The sequence below is a fragment of the Bacillus alkalicellulosilyticus genome (genome assembly GCF_002019795.1).
In the GTDB taxonomy this organism is placed as follows: Bacteria; Bacillota; Bacilli; order Bacillales; family Bacillaceae_F; genus Bacillus_AO; species Bacillus_AO alkalicellulosilyticum.
This window is the reverse complement of record NZ_KV917381.1, coordinates 198,205-220,477: the sequence shown is the minus strand read 5'-3', so window position 1 is coordinate 220,477 and position 22,273 is coordinate 198,205. Positions and strand designations below refer to the sequence as shown.

14 protein-coding genes are annotated in these 22,273 nt (G+C 33.5%); 3 read left to right on the top strand and 11 right to left on the bottom strand.

What is annotated here, in order from left to right; translation table 11 throughout:
- The first annotated feature begins 70 nt into the window (after positions 1-70).
- The gene (locus BK585_RS01210) at positions 71-391 is read left to right on the top strand and encodes a hypothetical protein (protein ID WP_078551324.1); all 321 of its coding nucleotides are present in this window, start codon (positions 71-73) and stop codon (positions 389-391) included.
- Between the two features lie 336 nt (positions 392-727).
- Here the strand turns inward: BK585_RS01210 and BK585_RS01205 are convergent, their stop codons facing one another.
- The 3 genes from BK585_RS01205 to BK585_RS01195 all read right to left on the bottom strand — a co-directional run bounded on the left by BK585_RS01205 (position 728) and on the right by BK585_RS01195 (position 3,268).
- Positions 728-1,021, bottom strand: coding sequence for a Dabb family protein (locus BK585_RS01205; protein WP_078551323.1), 294 nt, complete (start codon positions 1,019-1,021; stop codon positions 728-730).
- A gap of 10 nt (positions 1,022-1,031) precedes the next feature.
- Entirely contained in the window at positions 1,032-2,273 is a 1,242-nt protein-coding gene (locus BK585_RS01200) for a flavin-dependent oxidoreductase (protein ID WP_078556554.1), read from the bottom strand.
- A gap of 434 nt (positions 2,274-2,707) precedes the next feature.
- Entirely contained in the window at positions 2,708-3,268 is a 561-nt protein-coding gene (locus tag BK585_RS01195) for a TetR/AcrR family transcriptional regulator (RefSeq protein WP_078551322.1), read from the bottom strand.
- A 137-nt stretch (positions 3,269-3,405) separates the two neighbouring features.
- Here BK585_RS01195 and BK585_RS01190 point away from each other — a divergent pair, with 137 nt between their 5' ends.
- Positions 3,406-4,311 (top strand): ABC transporter ATP-binding protein, encoded by a 906-nt coding sequence (locus BK585_RS01190; protein WP_078551321.1) that lies wholly within the window; start codon positions 3,406-3,408, stop codon positions 4,309-4,311.
- A complete protein-coding gene (locus BK585_RS01185) occupies positions 4,304-5,086 on the top strand; it encodes an ABC transporter permease subunit (protein ID WP_078551320.1) in 783 nt (260 codons plus the stop codon). The genes BK585_RS01190 and BK585_RS01185 overlap by 8 nt, the downstream gene beginning before the upstream one ends.
- 1,082 nt (positions 5,087-6,168) lie before the next feature.
- On the opposite strand, the gene BK585_RS01180 is transcribed toward BK585_RS01185, so the two are convergent.
- The 8 genes from BK585_RS01180 to BK585_RS01145 all read right to left on the bottom strand — a co-directional run bounded on the left by BK585_RS01180 (position 6,169) and on the right by BK585_RS01145 (position 21,848).
- Positions 6,169-9,321, bottom strand: a complete 3,153-nt coding sequence (locus BK585_RS01180; protein WP_078551319.1) for an NACHT domain-containing protein — start codon at positions 9,319-9,321, stop codon at positions 6,169-6,171.
- 11 nt (positions 9,322-9,332) lie between these two features.
- Positions 9,333-10,556 (bottom strand): MBL fold metallo-hydrolase, encoded by a 1,224-nt coding sequence (locus BK585_RS01175; RefSeq protein WP_078551318.1) that lies wholly within the window; start codon positions 10,554-10,556, stop codon positions 9,333-9,335.
- 471 nt (positions 10,557-11,027) lie between these two features.
- Positions 11,028-11,987: a coiled-coil domain-containing protein gene (locus tag BK585_RS01170; RefSeq protein WP_078551317.1), complete on the bottom strand. Its 960-nt coding sequence runs from the start codon at positions 11,985-11,987 to the stop codon at positions 11,028-11,030.
- Positions 11,988-12,564: 577 nt separating this feature from the next.
- The gene (locus tag BK585_RS01165; protein WP_078551316.1) at positions 12,565-13,020 is read right to left on the bottom strand and encodes a hypothetical protein; all 456 of its coding nucleotides are present in this window, start codon (positions 13,018-13,020) and stop codon (positions 12,565-12,567) included.
- A gap of 86 nt (positions 13,021-13,106) precedes the next feature.
- Positions 13,107-15,896 (bottom strand): TrlF family AAA-like ATPase, encoded by a 2,790-nt coding sequence (locus BK585_RS01160; RefSeq protein ID WP_078551315.1) that lies wholly within the window; start codon positions 15,894-15,896, stop codon positions 13,107-13,109.
- A 183-nt stretch (positions 15,897-16,079) separates the two neighbouring features.
- The gene (locus tag BK585_RS01155; protein ID WP_078551314.1) at positions 16,080-19,091 is read right to left on the bottom strand and encodes a type I restriction endonuclease subunit R; all 3,012 of its coding nucleotides are present in this window, start codon (positions 19,089-19,091) and stop codon (positions 16,080-16,082) included.
- Positions 19,070-20,365: a restriction endonuclease subunit S gene (locus BK585_RS01150; RefSeq protein ID WP_170885439.1), complete on the bottom strand. Its 1,296-nt coding sequence runs from the start codon at positions 20,363-20,365 to the stop codon at positions 19,070-19,072. The genes BK585_RS01155 and BK585_RS01150 overlap by 22 nt, the downstream gene beginning before the upstream one ends.
- A complete protein-coding gene (locus tag BK585_RS01145) occupies positions 20,355-21,848 on the bottom strand; it encodes a class I SAM-dependent DNA methyltransferase (RefSeq protein WP_078551312.1) in 1,494 nt (497 codons plus the stop codon). The genes BK585_RS01150 and BK585_RS01145 overlap by 11 nt, the downstream gene beginning before the upstream one ends.
- Between the last annotated feature and the right edge of the window lie 425 nt (positions 21,849-22,273).

Here is a 22,273-nt window from a genome sequence, read left to right as displayed (position 1 = left end):
GTTTAAATACTTGCCTATTTAAATTTGTTTAATTTCATATTACAAGCAATAGCTGCTAGGAGAGGAAACCATGAAATGGTTTTATATAATCCCAAAACGGTATATATATAATAAAAAAAACACAGATATCCATCAATCCGTCTTGCAATCTATAAATTATCTTATTTGGCTTCTTATAGTCCCTTTTCTTTTGTCTATTTTTAATGCACTACTATATGTAATAGAATATGGTAGTCATTCAATTGGAAGAGCTGCAGAAAAACTGATAATATATATAGGTATATTAGGTCTCCCTTTGAAGTGGAATTACGGAGCCCCTCCTTCTATCACTGCATTCTTAATTAATTTCTTTTTCTTCTTTGTTCTATTATCTTTTTCTTTTTTCTTTTAAAAAAAGGGACAAACGATAGGGAGCTTGTTAGTAGTTTTCGCTACACTTCTCCCGATCATTTGGTACATAATGTACTTTTTAGGATTTGCATTAGTTGGTGTCTAATCGATGATAGAGCGCTCCAATACTAAATCTTTGCAACGGTGGGTTATCTGTACGTGAAACTGAGAAAATTAATCTCTTTGACTTAAAAAATTCTATTAATAAACAGAAACGATATTTGTAACAATTGATACAAAAGAAGCCTCTCAAAAGTTCAGTGAACTCATGAGAAGCCCTTTACATTTACTAACCTTCCTCTTGCTTCCTTCATTTCGTCATTCGTACTACAATACACTAGATCTCAAAGTCAACAACAATACTATCCTCGAACCCAATTTCCTTTAAATAGGAGACGATTTCTTGGTGTGCAGGATGTGTAACATAGTTCTCTAAAGAATCTCTGTCCTTAAATCGAACCGTTAATCCGATTTCGTACCCTTGGCTCCTCGATGAAAAATTAACGCCCTGCTGAATATCGATGATGCCAGGAATTACTTTTTTTAACAACATAGTCTTCCTTATGAGCTCTTGCTTTTGTTCCTCCGTAGTTGTTGGTGACGTTTTAATTAATACAATATGTTCAATCATACGTGCACTCCTATTTATTATTTAACGTTTCTTGGTCAAAGCCAGCCACTTTTTTGTATTTGTTAGCTATATTCTCAAGCTCTTGTTGCGTAATGACATCATCTAATGATTCAAAACCATTAGGCGCCCTTTCTTCCACAATTTGCATAACCTCTTCTGGGCCATTTTTGCGGTTTGCAAAAACGATATTTGATGTTGGTTCCATTCTCACTTGTTCATAGCACTTCAAAGCCATAGTTGCGTCTTGGTGTTCCATTATAGACTGACCTAATGCATCGGCATCAAGTATGGCCTGAGAAGCACCGTTAGAACCAATTGGATACATTGGATGGGCTGCATCTCCGAGTAAGGTCACACGCCCAAACGTCCATTGAGTTATTGGGTCACGGTCGACCATAGGAAATTCGAAAATGTCGGCTGCATTCTCAATGATTTCTGGCACATGTAACCAACCAAAATCCCAGTTTGCAAAATAAGGTAAAAACTTCTCCTTGTCTACTTCATGATTCCAGTCAGCACGAGGAGGCATTTCCCCTCCAACGGTAAGTTCCGCAATCCAATTAATAAGCGAACGTCCCTTTTCAGCTGTATTCGGACAAATCGGATAGGCTACAAATTTCTGGTCCTGGTGCCCCGCCATAATCATTGATTGCCCTGTTAAAAAAGGAGTGGATTCAGTAAGTCCACGCCACAAAATGCGCCCGCTATATTTTGGTGGCCCTTCTTCAGGATAAAAGAAATCTCTAACAACAGAATGAATCCCATCTGCAGCAATCATGACATCTGCCTCAAAAGAGTCCAAACGTTCACCTGTTTTTTTATCCACAAAAGTAGCTGTTACTTTGTCACCAGAATCATGAAATGTTGTTAAATGATGCCCCGTTCGTATGGCGTCCTCGCCTATTTGCTCTTTGACCGCTTGTAGTAAGATCATTTGCAGACTTCCTCGATGGATTGAGTATTGAGGCCATCGATATCCAGCATTTACACCTCTATCTTCCTGCCAAATTTCCTTACCAAATTTGTTTACATATATAAGTTCTGCTGTTGGAATTCCCGTCTTTTGGAGCTCATCTTCCAAACCTAGTTCCGTCAGCACTCTCACTGCATGGGGTAAGAGATTAATTCCTACACCTAATGCTTTAATTGTTCCTACACTTTCAAAAACCTGGACGGACACTCCAACACGATTAAGTTTCAGAGCTGTTACTAGACCACCAATCCCACCACCAATAACCATCGCCGTTTTCATATTAGACAAATTAATACCCCCCATAATCAACACTCTAAAGTTAAAATATTCTGAATTAATTCTATTAAACTATTACTTAAAGGTCAATTAGAGAAAACTTTTTTCGAGTATGGTTGTACTGCGAAATAAGAGTTACCTCACAATAATAGCCTAAAAACCAAAAAAGACGCTTTTCCTTTTTAGAAAACGCCAGATTGTTAATGATCAGATGTATTTGCTCTTTTCACTAACGCTCTCCCTTTAGTTTGAGTCTATTTATTCACAATTTAAAGCATTCAACGATAAATATCCCCCAAAAAAGCGTTCCTTTGTTAAAGAAATCAGCCCCTGTAGCTTAAGTATATTTGTTGACTATTGTCTGCTATCATCCTCAATTAGCCGAAAGTTTCCTTTTAAATTATGGCTACACTATCCAAAAATAATACCACTCAACTTCACCCCATTAACTTCTTCATAACACCTTCACTAGAAAGTTCCCCTAACAACGCCATCAATTTTTCAATAGATGGAGCATTTTCTTGGTTAAACCAATAGCTTAGTACGCCTATCATAGCGGATAAGGCATATTCCAACGTATAATCCAGCTTAAAGCTGTCTGTCGCTCCTCGTGCAATTAGGATCTCTTTCATCATGGGTTTCATGCTTGCTTTAATTCTCCCCTGAAAGGCTGGGTCTCCATGATCTCCTAACAGGACCATGAGATATTTGCGGTGGTGTGAATACATGCTGACAATTGCTTCAAACGGGAGTGTATCTGAAGTGGATAATTGCTGGATAGGCAACTCTTGTAGATTGGAAATTAAAGTGTCTTCCAATTGCGCCAAGACATCGTAAACATCGGTAAAGTACTCATAAAATGTGGATCGATTATACCCTGCTCTCGTTGTAATTTCCTTTATTGTAATTTTTTCTATTCGCTTAGTGCAATAAATCTCCCAGAAGGCATCTATTAAATTTTGTTTTGTTTGTGCAGTTATTTCTGGCTTCTTTTTCATCTTTCTCCCTCCACTAGTCTCTCGAAATCCGACAGTTGTACTACGAATGTCGGTTGATAGAGATATTAATCCATAATACACTTACATCGTACGACATGTTGTCGGATAAATAAAGGAGAATTGGCGTGGTGATTTAAATGACAATAATAAGCATCCAACATCTTACAAAAGATTACGGAAACAATAAGGGTATTTTTGATGTATCCCTTAAAATTGAGGAAGGGGAAGTTTTTGGCTTTTTAGGTCCTAACGGTGCTGGTAAAACTACTACGATTCGTCACCTATTAGGATTTATCAAACCTCAAAGTGGAAAATCTACAATTTTAAATTTAGATTGTTGGAATCAACCAAAAGAGATTCAAAAACATCTTGGTTATTTACCTGCAGAGATTGCTTTTCCTGAGAACATGACTGGTACACAGCTCATATGGCATGCAGCTAAAATGCGTGGTCTCCGTGACATGACAAAGGCGAATCAGTTAATAGAAATGTTCGACTTAGATCCATCAGCACAAATAAAACGAATGTCTAAAGGAATGAAACAAAAGGTTGGGATTATCTGTGCATTCATGCATGATCCTCAGATTCTTATTCTAGACGAGCCAACAACAGGGCTTGATCCACTTATGCAATCCATGTTTGTAAAATTAATACATCAGGAAAAAAACAAGGGGAAAAGTATCCTAATGTCTTCTCATCTATTTGAGGAGATTGAGGGAACATGCGATACTATTGCAATGATTAAGCAAGGTAAAATCATTTCAGTAATGAACTCTCAAGATTTTAAGCATTTCAGTAAATGCACATTTATAATTATGTTTAAAAAACTACCAGATTTCGAATCTATTTTAAAAGAAAATTTCGTCATTAAAAAGAAGGAAATGGAAACTTTACAGGTTACTGTAGAGATAGAAGACAATCAAATTAACGAATTAATACGTGCCCTGTCTAAAAGAGAGGTAACATCGTTTCGTGAAATGAAGAACTCATTAGAAGATCATTTTATGAATTTATATAAAGGAGAGAATCAAGAGCATGTTTAAAAAGTCTTTATTTATCCACTTAGTAAAATCAAATTTAAAAGTATTCTGTATTATTGCAGGAGCACTTTCTCTGTTAATAGCGATTGTTATGAGTGTTTTCACTCCGGAAACTATGCAGGATATTGCCCAAACAAGCATGGATGCTCCTGTAAATCCATTAGGTGATATAACTACCTTAATTGCCTTTGTAGCAAATCAATATTTTGGAAACTTCGTCCTCATCTTTGCCATGATTTATTCCATTATTATTGGAAATAAACTAATAGCAGAGCAAGTAGATAAAGGTAGCATGGCCTTTCATTTATCTAATCCTATCACAAGAACACAATACACTTTTACATGTATCATCTTTTTTGTTTCGTCACTAGTGGTAATGTTCGAGTTGATATTTGTTGTAGGATACGGTGTGGCAGAGCTAGTCCAGCCTGGTGAATTACCTGTAAAAAAATTCTTCATGCTAACATTAGGATCTCTAGTATTGAATTTAGCCATTAGCAGCATTACTTTTTTTGCATCTTGTTTATTCAACCGTTCAAGCTATTCCCTTGCACTGGGTGCAGGACTTACAGTGTTTTTCTTTGCAACGACTATGCTTTCTGGAATGAATGACAGTCTGGAATTCCTTAGAAATGTTAGTATTATCACTCTATATGATTCCACTGCCATCATTCAAAGCGGAAGTTATGGAGGTCACTTATTCATACTTGTTGGAATAAGCCTTGTTCTCTATATCATCGGCGTTGTTGTTTTTAAGCGAAAAGATTTACCATTATAAATATCCGACTAACGATTGAAAAATAGGGATGAAGAATTTATTTAAGCGCTTAGGCGTTGTACTAACTTGAAAACTTAATATGCACAAGAAAAATCTTCCATATCTTACACCAAAATGGCTTAGAGAGACTTCTCTGAGCCTTCGACTGAAAAGAAAGTATTTGTTGCGCAGTATCCGTCTACTACGTAATACAAAAGTTACCCCACAGGCTTTTTCTATTAGAGAGGAAACTGATCTTATTTAATATAATCCGAGGTGACAAACTTTAATGTTGTAATCAAGCCAGTCTATAACAAGAACTAAAAAGGCTTCTCAAATGAGAAGCCTCTTTTATATACCTAATGTTAGCATTTTGTTAGCAAACATCTTCAAAACCCTTATATAACAAGGTGTTGAACGGTCATTACATCATGCCGCCCACAATATGATAAGTTGTAACATCTTTCATGTTGTGTACCAAAAGTGCGGTAAATCAACGTTTTGGGATTTTCTAACTGTAACATCTTTAACGAGATGTTACAGTTTTTACTTAAATGCGTTAGCAAATGTTAGCATAAACTTTTTTATTTTTTCACTTAACATTTAGATAATGCAGTTTACCTCATTTATTTTAAATAAGTAATTCCAAAATTATGACTTATTAACAGTTAACTTATGAAAAGATTTCCCGTATTGTATCATATAGTATTTCATAAGGATAAAATAATTTAGCCACCGTTAACTAGATACTCGACTCTTTTGATTTAGGTATTATGAGTTGTTTTTGAATTATTTCAATGATTTTTAATTAAATATGCCATAAAGTTGTTAGATTTAAATTCTTTTTCGAATAGTCGTAGAATTCTCCGCAAAAGTTTAAAGTTCCTTATCCTGCTTTGCCTTTTCTTTGGTAGTTTATATTTACTATATAAGCTTTTTCTATACTTTCTTACACCATATTTTTTCTCACCAATTACTTGACCAAATGTTTTTATATTCTCCAGATTACCCTTGATAACGAACCATCAATTTTGCATGGAAACCGAGAAAGTAACAGGAAGACTTAAAAGAGAAAAGGAATATTTAATAAAATAAGTTCCCCATCACTTCATATCACCCACTACATAACTTAAATCTTTCTTTATTTGCTCATAAACCTTTTTCCTTAGTTCATCATCATCTCGAATATACATACTAAGAGCGGAGTTGCTACTGCTAAAAAACGGAAGACTCTTTCTTCCCAATTTTGATAATGCCTCATTTGTTTTTTTAAAATCTTCCTCATCTTTTTTTGGACCAAATTGGTCATTTCTATGTGGTATTTGGACAATTGAAGGTTTACTCTTACTTATATCACTAACCGGCTCCCAGGTTACCTCAACACCACCTCCAAAATCCTCCTCCCTATAAAAACTAATATTAAATCTTAATGGACCCATTGCGTAAAAGGGAAGGAATTCCTTTAAAGATGAAAAATAATTTTCTACCAGAAATCTATATGAGTTTTGATAATGCTCATAGAAACTAGCAATTACATTACCTAGTTGTTGGTCGCTCCATACCTCCCAAATATACCCTCGACTCTTTTTTAATTGCTCCCAGTCAATATCAGGGGCAGGTAATAAATACTTCTTTGGATCAACCTCCATTTTTTTTAACCTAAACAATGAAAGTACCATCCGTATTACTTCTTCAGAACTATAGTAGATGGAGTTATATAGTGAATCTGCATATTGTAAAATATTCCTTTTTAAAAATAAATCAATTATTTGATCAATAGAATGTTTATAAAGAGATGGTCCTCTCTTTTTTTGTTCACCCACCATAGAAAAACGCTCAAGAGGTAATCTCCGCAAACTTTTCTCTACTTGCATAACGATCATTTCTGGTGGTTCTATATCAAAAAGTGTTTTTTTATCAAGAATATCAGCCAGTTGCTTTTTTATAGAATAAAGTGCAACCTCTCGTGCAGAATCGATTCCCATATCAGTAGCCTGCAAGTTTAGAAACCAATGGTTCCCTCCACTAAAAGTCATTATCGGTACACTTACATCATTCCCTTTACTATCTTTTGTGTACATACTAGGCCCGCCAGTATAATCTCTTAATATTATTTCGGGTACTTTTTTATTTGTCTTCGGAGTAAGTAAAAACCTAAATTCAATAGCTGGTGTTTTGAAGTCCATACTACCTTCGATTATTACTTTTAAAGGGACTTTTACTTCTTTTTCTTTTATCGTGTACCACGGATAGAAATATTTTTTAATGGATTTAAAATGACTTTCAATAATTTCCAAATAGCTATTTCGAACTTGTTCAAAATAGCTAAGTGTATATTCTTTAGACCAAGTTTCTCTCAGCTGATTATTATAGTCAAACCTTGCCTCCAAGCACCTTCTATATAAAAACAAATTGTTCTTCTCGAGATAATCTAAAAATATTTTCTGCCTGTTATCTTTCTTTAACAATCCTGCTAAGTAAATGAAGATTTCATAGTATGTGTCATTAGTGTTATATTTCTTTGTAAACTTTACCAATTCATCGTCTGATACTTGTGATATCTTTAAGGCAAAAAAGTATTCATGGAATGATGGGTGAAAGAAATTCAAGTCACCATTTTCTTCGACTATTAACCCGGTATCGAGGAGTTCTTGTTTTACTATTTCAACTTTATCTCTTTGCAAAAATGTACAAACAGATTCTGAAAACTCTGCTCTAGTAGGGAAATCTCTATAAGTTCGCTTAGCATACTCAGATAATATTAATTCCTTGCTCGATACATCTATTTGAATAGGATTGACTAAGCCCTTTTGATAATGTCTTTCCTCTATAAGGTATCTTATATAACTAGCATATAGTTCAGCCCTATTTTTTGGAAGAGATGTGCCGCCAGTTATTTTTAAAATTGAAACAGTCATAAAAAGAAACAAGGGATTTTTTATAAGACTTCTTAAATTACCATCAACACTACGCAATATTTTCCATCCTGATAAATTAAGTTCCTTTTCAATATATTCCCGTATCATTTCATCATCTAATTCGTCAATTGAATATTCACAGAAATGTGTATAGAATTGCTTATAATAATTTTCTTTTCTACAAGTTACAAAAATATGTGCGTTCTTAATTTTAGATATCTTAATCAACTCATCAACTAGCACATCTGCTGATGATGTTACTTCGTCAAGACCATCGACAAGTATCAAAAACTTCCCAGCAATTAAATCTTGCTCTACTTGTTTTTCATCAATATTCGGTATTGCGTACCTCAACTCTTTTAGTATTCCTTCGACTATATTAGAAAAGGATCTTGTCCATTTTCTTGCTTTTAATATTATAGGCACCTTATTTTTTTCAATTAATGGATTCTCAATCATATCTTTTGCCAACATCGACAGTAGATATGTTTTACCCCCACCTGGTTCTGAAAGTATAACAGCAGATTCATCTCTACTTAGTAATTCAATATATGATTCTAGCTTTTCACCCTGACGGTTATCATTAGTAAACTTAAAAGTAAACCCCAAACCTAACGCATTATTAGATTGCCTATTCAATTTTCTTAAGATCGTATTTTCTAACTGGTGATCTAATTGGTGTTGTAACATAGTGAGATAAGGTTCGTAATACGGTTCATTTCTTTTTTCAATAATATCTATTCCGATACTATTAAAGTATTTTTTATATAAATATAAACTTACTGCTGATAGTCTACTTGTTTCTCCATCTTCCTCCACTTGTTTCAATAGGACAGCAGTAGCGTAACCATTTAATATTAAAGGAGCACCAGATACTCCTCTGTAATCTTTAATATCATCGTCCTTACTTAAATCTATATTCCAATCTGAATTTAAGATGCTGTAATTTTCTGCATATTCTTCATTTTTGACCTTTAAATCAATAAAAGTCCCCCCTTCCCTTCTTACAGGCGGGTATCCAAATGTTTCACACTTCAAAGAGGTGTTAAACTTAAAATCAATACATTTTATCGGTTCTACACCCTTTATCTCTTTATTTAACCTCAATGCAATAATTTGGGGGTTCATACACTCTTCATAGGGAATAATTGGGTCTACTTCAACTTCCTCCAATTTATTATTCACATTAAAGAATAACTTCACAGGCTTTTCCTCATCGAAAAAATCAATAAGAGCGTGCGTGGCGGTTATTGCTATATTTCCTGAAATCAAAAAAGCAGTAGCAGTTTCTTCACCACATACTAATTTAGGAATGGCTTGCTTTATTTCAGCCTTCATACATATCCCCCTCACAATTTAACTATTGTTGCGGAAGTACCATCAGAAATTTTAACTTTATAGTTGTAGTGCTCTTTCCAATTAGCATAATCAAATATTTTTGAAGTATTTGTCTCATAATTAAATACAAGTGTCTTCTGCGGTCTATGGCTTTGATAATAAAGAAGACTTGCTAGTGAATCAAAATCAGGATGTCCGTGTTTATCGCCATTAGTTGAAATCAAGAATACCTCAGTGTTTAATTTCTCTATAAGATCTCTTGTAATGTTTCTTTTACTTCCATGGTGGGGCAATTTAACCAAATCGAAGTATTTCTCTTCTAATTTAGAAATGTTATCGTAAATAATGTCTGGATGAGCGTCTGCTAAAAACAGCAATCTTTTACTCTGGTATTCAATGATAAACGAAATTGAGGAACCGTTTACTACGGAATTATCAATTTTTTCTATTGAATTTTGCATAACAATATTATCTATACTTTTTTCATTATATTTAATAGTACCTGATGAGATATTACTTTCTACAATTTTTTGTTCATCTTGTCTAATCAAATAGAATTCATAGGCATCATCGAAAATTCGCTCATTGCTCAACAAAAAGTTCATTTTTTGTTTTCTTAGCTCTCTTAACCATGTGGTAGATAATCTTTTTAGTTTATCTGTGTTAGGTGATAATAAAGTAAGAATATATTGATCCTTTTCAATGGGATTCTTGTTTTCGCAGTTCACTGCCTTACCATCAAATGATTTATTCCAAGAGTATCCACCTTCCAATATTAAAGCAGCTAACATAGAGCCCTGCTTTGCACTGATCTCCTCATTACGGATTCTACTATGGTCTATTCGCTGTTGTAAAAAGGAACTTCCCAATATTACTTCCCTATTTAAAATAGTTAATTCTTCCTCTGTAATTTTCTGAACCTTTTCTTTTTCAAATTGTAAGTGTCTGTAACTATTATGCCATATTTCCTTAATCTCTATAAAAGGAGATTCATTATTTTCTTCTAAAAATGCTAATGCACCTAAAATATGATCCTGGTCAATATGCGTTATTACCATTAAATCTATTGCTTCACCATTATTTGCTATTTTAATAAGATCTTGTTTTAAAAAATTTCTATAAGTCTCCATATAACCACAATCTATAAGAATATGCTTCTTATTTTCCAATCCAAGTGACACTAAAAAACAATCTCCATTTTTTGCAGGGTACATTTTTACAGTAATATTGGACATATAACCCCCCTATTGTAAATTGATTTCCCACTAACCCCCACCATTTTACCGCAATCCAGAATCTATTTTAATTCAGAGAAAAAGGATAAAAAGAGGGGGCAATCCTTATCTAGGGACCTCATCATAAAATTTATGGCAGCATGAAAACGTTTTTTCTACTTTCCCAGTCATATCATTAAAAAAGCAAGATAACCACCGAAGGTCCCTCTTAGACAATAGAATCGAGTTAGAAATAGACAATCAATTAATTTAAAACAATTTCAACAACAAAAACAAATTTTCATGCAACAAAAGTCTATCTAATTATACAAAAAAACAGCACCTTCCGTACTTTTTCGAAAAGGGGCTGTTATTCTAGGTATAGGGCCACCTTTCCTTAAAGTTGCGGTTGTTCATAATTTCTCGCATACGATTTAATATCAAAAGGTTCATATTTAAAATGTCATAAACACATTTGAGGAAATCACAAATCTAATTTCCTATTAAAAATTTTGCAATTATCTGCCTGTTTGATGATCGTTTTATGAAATCATCTAGAGAAAGACTGTTTAACTTCATGCGCTTTCTACGATCTTTGTCATAAAGTAATTTAGAGTCTTTTAATTCTTTCTTTAATGACTCTAAATCTTTGTAAGGTAAAGGGAGTATAAATGCCAACTTACTTCCTATACCATTTAATGATGTCCCTACTAAACACGCATTATGATGATCTATAATCCAAATTCTGTCATGGATATTATTAGTGAAAGATTCTGAAATTTTTGTTCCATATAAGGATTTTAATTCTTCTCTTATAGATTCCGATATATGTCTTTTATTGGTAATAATATGTAACCTGGTTATATTAGAAGGATTAATAATATCAATAATATTAGAAATATATTCCTCATTTTCTATCTCTGAAAATCCACCTTTATAGAAATAAGGGTCGATAACAATAAGTTCTTTGGCCCTACCTACTATTTTTTTTAACTGCTCTAGTCCTGATTTCCTTTCTAGTGATCCCCAATGAGTATGTCTTGTAGAATTTATTATACTTGGCATTACAAAATTTAAAAATTCAACATCTTCATTTGTAGCACTGCCTGAAGGAGTTGGTGAGGTGTTATTTCCGTTCCCTGTTATGCATTTTTTTAATGCTTTTTTTAAATCTGTAATTTCTTCATTTTGTTTTTCAATAGACTCTTCAAATGATTTTTTTTCTTCAACTCCTAACTTCACTTCATCCTTCAACAAATCTATTTCTTTTTCTAGTTGTTCAATTTTTTTATTCTTTTTATCAGAACCCTCTTCATTCTGTTCAATTTGTTTTTCTTGATCTATTGTATCTTGAATCTCTTCAATTAAATTCTGTAAATCAAATGATGACCTATTAAGGGAATCTCTTAAACTATCTAGCAGTTTTATTGAGCTCTTTTGTGTCCTTTTCATTTAAATTAATTACGCCTCCTTTAATTAGATTCTTAAGCTAATTATCTCAATTAATATTAAGTCTTATCTTCCCATGTCTGTTTTTCTTAAGCTCAAATTGTAGAATAAACTGTTCTGGAGTCCAGCTGTTTTCTTAGTTGTAGAAGCTACCTCTTTTGCGTTATCAGTTAAGTCACTTTTCCAGACGATCACCCTAAAGATTGAACGTCTTTAATGAATTCCTGACTTGACATGTCCAGAGTGTATGTGCAACACCTGGGGTGCTTGTGAGTATTTTTAAGATATAAAACTCCATTATAAATTCAGTTTTCATCACCTACCAAATACATATATAAACCTAATTTCAAATGTTTTAATTCTTCTAGATCAACACCTCTTTCAAAAATCTCAAATTCAGTATCATTTTTGAAACCATTAGGATCTTTTCCTTTATTTTCATTAAAGAAATTAAACGTTGTGACTTGATTAATTACTTCCCTTAAGGTAGGAACATAATCAAACTCCTGTACCTCTGAATTAACTATAACTTTGAAGCCTGTAGGGATTCCACTAATTCCTAAAATCGGAAAAACACTTGCTATTGTTCGCCTGAACTAAGTCTCTTTAATTTTTTCACATCTAAAAAGCATGTCCAATCTAACCAGTTATTCCGTCTCCTTATTACACCATAACTTTCAAAACACGGAAAAACTAACCCTACATGTGATCTTCCAGAAGCCCATCTTTGTAATAAATCTACTTGACCAAATGTACCAATATGTTTCAACTTTTTTTTGATTCTCAAGAATCTCATTTTAGATTTATTGTCAATTTTGAATTTATAAGTATTTGATTTCTTATTAAAAGTGTTTGGTGTTTTATATTGCAAGTACAAAGGAAAAGCATACTGTTTTAATTGAGTATCAAAACCATAGATAGCTTCCCTCCGTTGCGTTGGCCCATAAGTCCAAACGTCATATCCACTAGTAACAGCTTCATAATGCAGTTCAGAAGTTATATTTAGTTCAGCAGTTTTTTCTGATATTAACGGCATAGACAATCTCCTAACGTCTTTCCTCATTCAATAAAAGTTCCAATTTGGGCCTTTAGTAAATCGTATAAATCTATATAAATAATCAATCAATAACTACTATATTTCTCACTTCTTCTTTTAAAAGCCTCTTCTGATCCTTCCATAATATCTAAAATTGCTCGCTTCACATCTGGATTATCTAATCCACCTTCTGTTCTAAGTTTTCCTTTTCCTACATCAGTTTTTAATGCATAGATTAATTCGGCATCTCCATTGACTGGCAAATTAGCATTATGTGAAACAAGAATTATTTGACGCTTATTTTTCATTTTTCTGATGATTGGAACCAATTCATTATAAATAAAATCAGAATCAAGCTCATCTTCTGGTTGATCAATGATTATCGGCCCTGTGCCCTCTGTAAATAACAAAGTCAGTATCGCTGTATTTTTTTGTCCATCTGATAGGCCATTGTCTAACAGTGAGCCAGCTCTTGTTCCATCTGCTCTATATAATGTAATATCAATTGTGTCTTGAATTCTTTTGGTTCGGAACTTTTCCCAATGTTCAAAATGATCATTCAAATGGGATTTTAATTCTTTATAAAAAGGATTTAATTCACTTGGTATTATAGCTTCATTCTCTAACCATTCTTGTATAATAACCCAAGGCGAAGGTGTTGTATTATGTTGTTGAAACTGTGAGTAAGCTAGTTCTCCAATGAACTCCCAGTTCCGCCCCAATTTAGAACGTCCATCAATAGAGAACTCCATCCACAATTTCATATAGTGATTGAAATCACCCATGTAAATTATGTCTATTTTTAAAAATGGAACATCGTTTCCATCAACAGTAACCTTTGGAATTGTATCAATGCTAATTAAGTTATTTATCTTTGTTTGCCTAATTTCATGCTGCTTTTTCCAGATCTCATTTAATCTATCATGTAAATTTCCTTTTTCCTTTAATAATTCTAGTGTTCGAGTAAGTTCCTCCTCCTTTTTTTCTATTTCCAAGTCTTTTCGGTTCAACTTTTGTTCTGTATCTTTTAGTAATTCAAATTCCTCTTCTGTAATGCCTTTCGCCTTACACGCATCTTCGAATTCTTTTTCATTTATATCAAATTCATTTTTTAAACTATCCCATGAGTCATGGTTGTCAATTGCACTTAGTAAACTATTATTTAAATCCTCTTTCGTTTTTTGAATATCACATTTTATTGACTTAATAGACTGAACAAATTGTTCCTTAATATAATTTATATATTCAGATTTAATAAGGTTTTCACTATCTAGAACCATATTTTCATATTGTTCATTTATGGTTGTTAATGTGTCTATAAGTTGTTCTACACTGCCATCAATTGCAGTTTTATCACTTCTAACTTTAGATACAAAATCTCTAGTTAGTGTTACTTTTTTCTTCTTTTCACTAAACTCTTTAACCGAAGTAAATGTATCCCACTTTCTTTTTAATTCTTCAAACTCTTGTTCCAATTCAATTTTTTCTTCCTTCAGACGCAAAAATTTCAGCTCACTTTGGATTAGAGAAATAAGTTTTTCAGCTACTTCTTTTTCTTGGTTATTTTCCTCTTTCAACTCATTTTCAGAAATTCTATCGATTAACGGCATTAGTGAGGGCGAGTCTTGGCCCATTTGTGTAATTTCGCGCTGACTATAAATATTTATACCTAAGCTTTTAAATATCACATCTATATCTTTTACTTCTGTTCTAGATGGTATTGTAACTTGTCCATTTGAAAAATGAAGAACATCTATGAGACCGTTAGGGTCCTGCCAAGTCAATTTTAATATAGAATCTTGTTGAAGTGTGTTTTCAATTCTAGACAACTGTTCATTGAATTTAGATAAGGAATTTGTACAAAGCCTTATATACTCTAATATTGAAGATTTCCCAGAACCCCTTCCCCCAATTATACAGTTTAAATTTTGTGAAAAATTAATAGTTTGGTTATCTAAGAAAGATACATCTCTAATTTCTAGCGACGTTATCTTTCCATAATTATTACCTTCATTCGGAGACGAGACCTGCAATTTAATCCTAGAGCTATGATCAATAAATGCCTGCCTTAATGAATCGATTGAAGGTTTCGAAAATTGAATCCAACTGTGTCTCTTTCCAATAAAACCTTTGTCACTTTCCTCTAAACTATAACAATCTGATGACATTACGGTTGCGATAGCTCTATCCCGTTTCCAATGTTCGTGACAATCATCACTAGATAGGATTATTTTTTTTATACCTCTCGGTAAGCTTTCTATTACTCTAGGAGTTTCCATTACTAATAATCTTGGGTCCTTAAACATTTCTCTTTGGAAGTGATCAGTCATAAAACTGTCATTCAACATTCCACTTTCAGCAAGGGGGTGAGCAGCAACTACAATTCCAGGATAATCCTTGTGTTCTTGTATAAATGTAATAATGTTATTAAAGTTTTTATTTAAAGGGGTTATAGAACCATTAATTACCCTTCTTCTATTTGGTAAGCCAAGTTCAGTAACCATTTCATCAATTACATCTAAAGGAGTATTAGTTTCGAATAAGCATAAGACGTGCACCCCTAAACCTTGCGCAATCTCCACTTCAAAACCTGGGAAGATGACTAAAGGTTCCCTGTCCAAGTCTCTTGCCACTTCTTGATTTCTCTCAATTAATCGTTTTAGATACTCTTTACCAATAAAATTATGGTCAGTAACACCTATAACATTTAATCCTACTGCATGACATCTTTTTAAATATAAATCAACAGATTGATTTAGTTGTTCCTCAGTATACGTACTACCAATGTATGCGTCACAAGTTCTTACCCAATTATGCGGATCTCCTGGTGTTTGCATCTGCAAATCACATTTTAACCATTCCATCCCGTTAAACATGAATATCACCTCTTTACAATTTTAAAACAAAATGCCAAAAAGTGTAATATCTTTTTAGAATTTATCGAAAATTATAATATAAAATCACTGAATATTACTCTTTTAAATAATAACCTTTAAATACTATAGTTTGTGGGTAATAAAAAGGCTAACTAATAAAATATTAGTTAACCAACAAAATTTCTACATATTAGCTGCCTGCAACTTTGCTTGCTCTAATACATCTTCAACAGCTTTAGGTTCTTTGTTAGGTGGATAATCCCACTTACGTAATACCTTTTTAATATACAACCTCATACGTGCTTGTGCGCTTTCTTTCTTATCCCAATCATGAGAGCGATGTTCCTTTACTGTCTTAGCTAAATCTTTAGCTATATTCAGTAACGTCTCATCTTGAAGTATTGATTTTATATCAGGATCAGAGCCTAGTACGTCAAAGAATGCTTTTTCTTCAAAGGATAGACCTAGCTGCGTACCCTCATTGATTGCGTCTTCTAGTTCTTCTTTAAACTTTAGAAGTTCCTCAAACACTTCATAGACGTCTAAATGGTCGTTTCTATTGTGGTATTTTTCGATTATCTTCTCAAATCGTTCAGAAAAACTTTTGCTTACCGTCATGTTCTTCTTCTTTACATCTTTGAGCTTTTCTTTCATTACTCTCATCAAGATGTTTGTTGCAATGTTCTTTTGTGGAATGGCTTGAAGTTTTGCTATGTTTTCTTCATTTAAAAGATCAAAACTCTCATTTGATGTTGCTTCGGTTAACACCATAACACCATCTTCAAGTATTGCATTTTCTAATATTTTTGAGATTCGTTCATTTACTTCCTTTAAGTCTGGTGTACCTTTATTAGATGATTTCATAATAAAGGAACGAACTGCAATGAAATAAGCAATTTCTTCTTTAGTTTCCTTGGATAATAAACCTGTACATATTTTATATACATCTTTTAATTTCTTTGTCTCTGTTAAAAATAGTTGCTTTAATTTCTCTGTTTTTTGAGTATACTCCGCACCATCCCGTATGACTTCGTAACGCTTTTTATCACTGTCTCCGAAGAAGGCACTATAATTGAATTTGTGAAAATGATTACGAAGCACTTCAAGTATATTTAATGCAATTCCTTTGGCTTGTTCATTTTCCTGTACTTTATCCTGGTCACGACTTGTGTAAGTTTTCAGAGCCTCCATTAGGTTACGTTTCAATCCGATATAATCGACAACAAGTCCACCTGTTTTCCCTTCAAAAACACGATTTACACGAGCAATAGCCTGCATCAAATTGTGGGCTTTCATTGGTTTATCAACATACATAGTGTCTAAGGAAGGCACATCAAAACCTGTTAGCCACATATCTACAACTATAACAATCTTAAAGGGGCTGTTAACATCCTTAAACTCTGTTTCACGGTCTTTACGAGTTTGTTTATTGCCGACTAATTTCGCAAGGTCCTCTGGGTCTTGATTATTTGCAGTCATTACAATCTTAACTTTCTCTTCCCAGTCAGGTCTTTGTTCAATTAGTTCTTGGTACATAGTAAAAGCTGTTTTGCGAGAGTATGCAACAATCATAGCCTTACCAGCCACAAGATCTTTTCTATCTTCATAATGGCTAATAATATCAGTAGCTACTTGTTTTATTCGGTCTTTATCACCAATTATTAATTCCATACGTGATAAGTGTTTTTGACTTTCCTCAATGACGTAGTTTTCTACACCCTCATTTACTTGCATACGCCAATATTCTTTATCCACTTCACTCATTTGTGTTTCATCTAACTTAACTTTAGCTAGCCTAGATTCATAATAGATCTTTACTGTTGCGCCATCTTGAACAGCTTGAGTCATATCATACACATCAATTACTTCACCAAATAAACCTGTTGTCGATTTATCAGTAGTTTCAATTGGAGTTCCTGTAAAAGCAATAAAAGTTGCATTAGGCAATGCGTCTCGTAAGTACTTCGCATAACCATATTTTTGCTCCCCTGTTGCAAGGTCATATTTTGCATCAGTGCCATACTGTGTACGATGTGCTTCGTCTACCATTACAATTATATTTTCACGGTCTGAAAGAAGCCCTGTTTCTTCTTCGAACTTTTGAATCGTAGAAAAAACAATACCACCAGTCTTTCTATTTTCTAGCAAATCTTTAATATGACTTCGACTCTCTGCTTGAAGTGGTGTCTGTCTTAAGAAGTCGGATGCCCCAGAAAAAGTCGAAAATAACTGACCATCTAAATCATTTCTATCTGTAATAACAACTATAGTAGGATTTTTCAACTTTTCGTGTTTCACTAAATTCCCTGATAGAAACACCATGGAATAACTTTTACCACTACCTTGTGTATGCCATATAACTCCAGCACGTCCGTCTGTTTGTGTTGCTTTGACAGTAGAAGCAACGGCCTTACTCATACCATAATATTGATGATATGCAGCCATTATTTTAGCATCATTAGTAAAAAGAATAAAATTCTTTAGGACATCTAACAATCTTCGTTTATCAAACAGTCCATACATCATCGTGTCTAATGGCCGGTTTTCAATTATTGTATCTTCTGTGTTAATCTTCTTCCACGCAGAAAAACGATCTAAAGGTGCTGTAATTGTACCCGCTTCTGTGTCGATACCATCACTGATAATTAGGAAAGTATTATAATAAAATAATGAAGGGATATGCACATTCATATAATTTTTTAACTGTTTGTACGCATCTTCAATATTTACTTCTTCACGAGATGCACTTTTTAATTCAAAAACAACTAGGGGCATACCATTAACGTACACAACTACATCAGGTATTTTTGAGCCACCTTTCTCAAGTACTTCTAGCTGATTTACTACTAGAAAATTATTATTATCAATACTATCCCAGTCAAATAGGGAAACACGATGATAAATCGTTTCCCCATTAACAAATTCAGTTACTTCAACAGTTTCAGTTAAATATTTCGCAAACACTTTATTATTGGCAAACACATCATTCGTGTCAAACGTCCGTATTTTTCGAATTGCCTCACGAATAACTTCTAAAGAAACCCCTTTATTTAATTCAATAAGCGCTGCTTCCAAACGGTCAAACAATAACACTTCTTTAATGTCTCTTGGTAGCCTACTACCATGGAGGTATTCATATCCGAGCTCTTGAAAATATTCTAAAACAACATTTTCTAATTGCTCTTCTGTAAACATTCCTCTACCTCCTTTTTACCTTCATTGAATTGAACCTCACCAGACATAAGCTTTGGGAGTAATGTTTCACGGAGTGCCTTCAGAGATTGCCCATTACCTATATTTACTTCCTTCTGCTTCATAATAACCTCGATAAGAGAAGTAAACTTATCTAGAACATGCTTTTGTGGAATAAAAAGCTGTATGTTTTTTATTCCATATAAAGGTAACTTTGGTTGTGTGCTACCAACTGTATTTGCCCTAATTTGATTTCTTCCACTTTCACTGGTTAAAAACATAAGTACGAAATATTTATTAATCTTATCTTTATGGAAATTTATTATCTTAGCTGCATTTTCCGTTAAGTTAGCACCAGATAAAAATGAAGGGACTAACCCCGTTAATCCAACTGTTCCAGCAATACTTATATAAATATCTTCTGAGCTAATTGTATAGTTCTTTGTTTTTTCATGTGCAAATTCACTAATAAAACAGATATTATCTATATTTATTCCATCCGATGTAAAATCTTTAACCCTTAAATAAGGATATGGGGTTTTTTGTTCTTGTACCAATTCACCCTTAGGAAGTCGCTTTCCTCCTTTTACATCCGCAATATCCCCGATAGTTTGTATATACCACCCTTCAGGCAATAGTCCTAATTCGGTATCAACAAATTTCCCACCATTCGACTTATAAGGTTGTCCCATATCATTAGGAAATTCAAAATCAATAAACCAACGTTTAAAAATGGCATTGGCTATTTCTTCTAAAGTATTGTTCATTTCTATAGTCAAGTTGTATTTTTCATTTAGTGAAAATAATACTTTTGCTATGGCATCCTGTTTTTTTCTATCTGGGAGTTCGAGTTCAATATCTGCTATTACATTTGATGTAATTGATGGATAAGCCGTAGTGCTAGTATCAGCAATTGCAGATAAATAATTTGTAATTTCCTGCTGAGTTAGATACCAATAAAGATATTCCGAATTAACCTCTTTTTTAGGTGTAAGAACTGTAAATCCCGTTGAAACAATCATGTTTTCAACCGGTTTTCTAATAATGCCGTAATGTTTTAGGTTTGGTCTCACTGTTGAGATTATAATATCGTTCTTTACCACTTTTCTTTTTGCTCTACTAGGTATTTTATCAACACCAACAACTAAATGTTTAATTTCATTGATTTTCCCCTCTGTAATATTGGCTGTGTCCAAATAATTAACAAAAGTAAGAGGATCTTTCTTACTTAAACTATTACTGTTTATATCACAAACATCTCTTATTTTATATTTCAAATCCAATCCCCTCCAATTGCTTTCGTATCTCCTCCTCTAATAGTTTTGAGGCCTTGAATTGTTGTCCTAAAGTTGTAGTTAACCGTTCCATTTTCTCCTCAAATAACTCTCCGTCCCTTGCCTCCTCTTCAGCTCCTACATATCTTCCCGGGGTCAGACTATATTTATTTTTTTGAATTTCTTTAATCGTTGCTTCCTTACAGAACCCAGGAATATCTTCGTATTCTTTAGTGTTCTTCCAATTAATAAATGTTTCTACTACTTTTTGAATATCTGCATCTGTTAATTCACGTAACCGTCTGCTTACCATTGTTCCATGTTTCCTTGAATCAATGAAAATTGTTTTTCCTTTATGTCTTTTATTACGATTTAGAATCCATAAACATACTGATATTCCAGTCGTATAAAACAGCTTATCTGGCAGCGTGACAATTGCTTCAACTAAGTCGGCTTCAATTATATTTTTACGTATTTCACCTTCACCTAATGTGTTAGATGATAAAGAACCATTTGCTAATACAATAGCCGCCTTTCCATTTTGACTCATTTTATCAATCATGTGTTCAATCCATGCAAAGTTTGCATTTCCTGCAGGTGGTGTTCCAAACTTCCAACGAGGGTCATCAATTAAGACAGGTTGACCCCAATCACTGTCATTAAAAGGTGGATTAGCTAAGACATAATCTGCTTTTAATGTTCTATGTAAGTCATTGTGAAAAGTGTCCGCATTTTTAGTCCCTAAATTACCTTCTATACCACGTATTGCAAGGTTCATTTTTGCTAATTTCCAAGTTGTTGGATTAGATTCTTGACCGTAAACTGAAATATCAAATTTATTACCACTATGTTCCTCTACGAACTTTAATGATTGAACAAACATCCCTCCACTACCACATGCAGGATCATAAACATACCCTTTATATGGTTGAAGCATTTCAACCATTAACTTAACCACACTTTTCGGGGTGTAGAACTCACCACCACCTTTACCTTCGTTAGCTGCGAATTTACCAAGAAAGTATTCATATACACGGCCAAGTATATCTTTCTCCTTTGCTTCTTTACCCCCAACATTCATATTTGTAAAGAGATCAATAATTTCACCAAGAATACGCTTGTCTAATTCAGGACGTGCATAACTTTTCGGTAATACTCCTTTTAGTGTAACGTTTTCTTTTTCTATAGCATCAAGAGCGTTGTCAACAACCTTACCAATTTCAGGTGTTTTTGCATGTTCCGCGATAAAAGACCAACGAGCATTTGCAGGCACCCAGAAAATCCCTTCAGCCATATAAGCATCACGATCCTCTGCAAAATCAGGATCTAAATCCATTAGTTCTTGCCATTTCTCATTAAAAGAGTCGGAAACATACTTCAAGAAAATTAAACCTAATACGACGTGCTTGTATTCTCCTGAATCCATATTATTTCTCAGCTTATCAGCTGCCGCCCATAGCTTTTCCTCAAATCCTATAACAGCCATTTATATATCTCCTTTTCAAATACGATTTTACATATTATTTACAGTCTCATTATATCAAAAAATCAGTATAAGTTCTGCTTATCATCGTATATCTATATTTATTTCCTAAAATAACCACTTGTCTTTTTCTCTGTAATGGTTATGTTTCTTCCTGTCGGTGGATGAACTAACGAAACAAAACAAAACATCAAGCGGAACTACAAAAGGAAATCCACTTACAAAAAGCCTTTTAAAAATATATTTAAGTTTCAAGAAAAAACCGCAAAAAAAATTGCAAGGTCCAACACAGTATGGATAGAAGAAAGTTTCTAAAAAAAAAGTACCTAAATGGTACTTATGTAAAAGTTCAATATAACTAATTGAGATAATAATTTTCTTAAATAAAGTAAGGATTCCAAACGGAAACTTTGATGGTTTAAGTCACA

What these genes read in the sequence shown, in the direction of transcription:
- BK585_RS01145 (WP_078551312.1), bottom strand. Translation starts at nt 21,848, where the DNA reads ATGGCTGTTATAGGATTTGAGGAAAAGCTATGGGCGGCAGCTGATAAG.
- BK585_RS01185 (WP_078551320.1), top strand. Translation starts at nt 4,304, where the DNA reads ATGTTTAAAAAGTCTTTATTTATCCACTTAGTAAAATCAAATTTAAAA.
- BK585_RS01205 (WP_078551323.1), bottom strand. Translation starts at nt 1,021, where the DNA reads ATGATTGAACATATTGTATTAATTAAAACGTCACCAACAACTACGGAG.
- BK585_RS01195 (WP_078551322.1), bottom strand. Translation starts at nt 3,268, where the DNA reads ATGAAAAAGAAGCCAGAAATAACTGCACAAACAAAACAAAATTTAATA.
- BK585_RS01180 (WP_078551319.1), bottom strand. Translation starts at nt 9,321, where the DNA reads ATGAAGGCTGAAATAAAGCAAGCCATTCCTAAATTAGTATGTGGTGAA.
- BK585_RS01210 (WP_078551324.1), top strand. Translation starts at nt 71, where the DNA reads ATGAAATGGTTTTATATAATCCCAAAACGGTATATATATAATAAAAAA.
- BK585_RS01155 (WP_078551314.1), bottom strand. Translation starts at nt 19,091, where the DNA reads ATGTTTACAGAAGAGCAATTAGAAAATGTTGTTTTAGAATATTTTCAA.
- BK585_RS01160 (WP_078551315.1), bottom strand. Translation starts at nt 15,896, where the DNA reads ATGTTTAACGGGATGGAATGGTTAAAATGTGATTTGCAGATGCAAACA.
- BK585_RS01165 (WP_078551316.1), bottom strand. Translation starts at nt 13,020, where the DNA reads ATGCCGTTAATATCAGAAAAAACTGCTGAACTAAATATAACTTCTGAA.
- BK585_RS01175 (WP_078551318.1), bottom strand. Translation starts at nt 10,556, where the DNA reads ATGTCCAATATTACTGTAAAAATGTACCCTGCAAAAAATGGAGATTGT.
- BK585_RS01170 (WP_078551317.1), bottom strand. Translation starts at nt 11,987, where the DNA reads ATGAAAAGGACACAAAAGAGCTCAATAAAACTGCTAGATAGTTTAAGA.
- BK585_RS01190 (WP_078551321.1), top strand. Translation starts at nt 3,406, where the DNA reads ATGACAATAATAAGCATCCAACATCTTACAAAAGATTACGGAAACAAT.
- BK585_RS01200 (WP_078556554.1), bottom strand. Translation starts at nt 2,273, where the DNA reads ATGAAAACGGCGATGGTTATTGGTGGTGGGATTGGTGGTCTAGTAACA.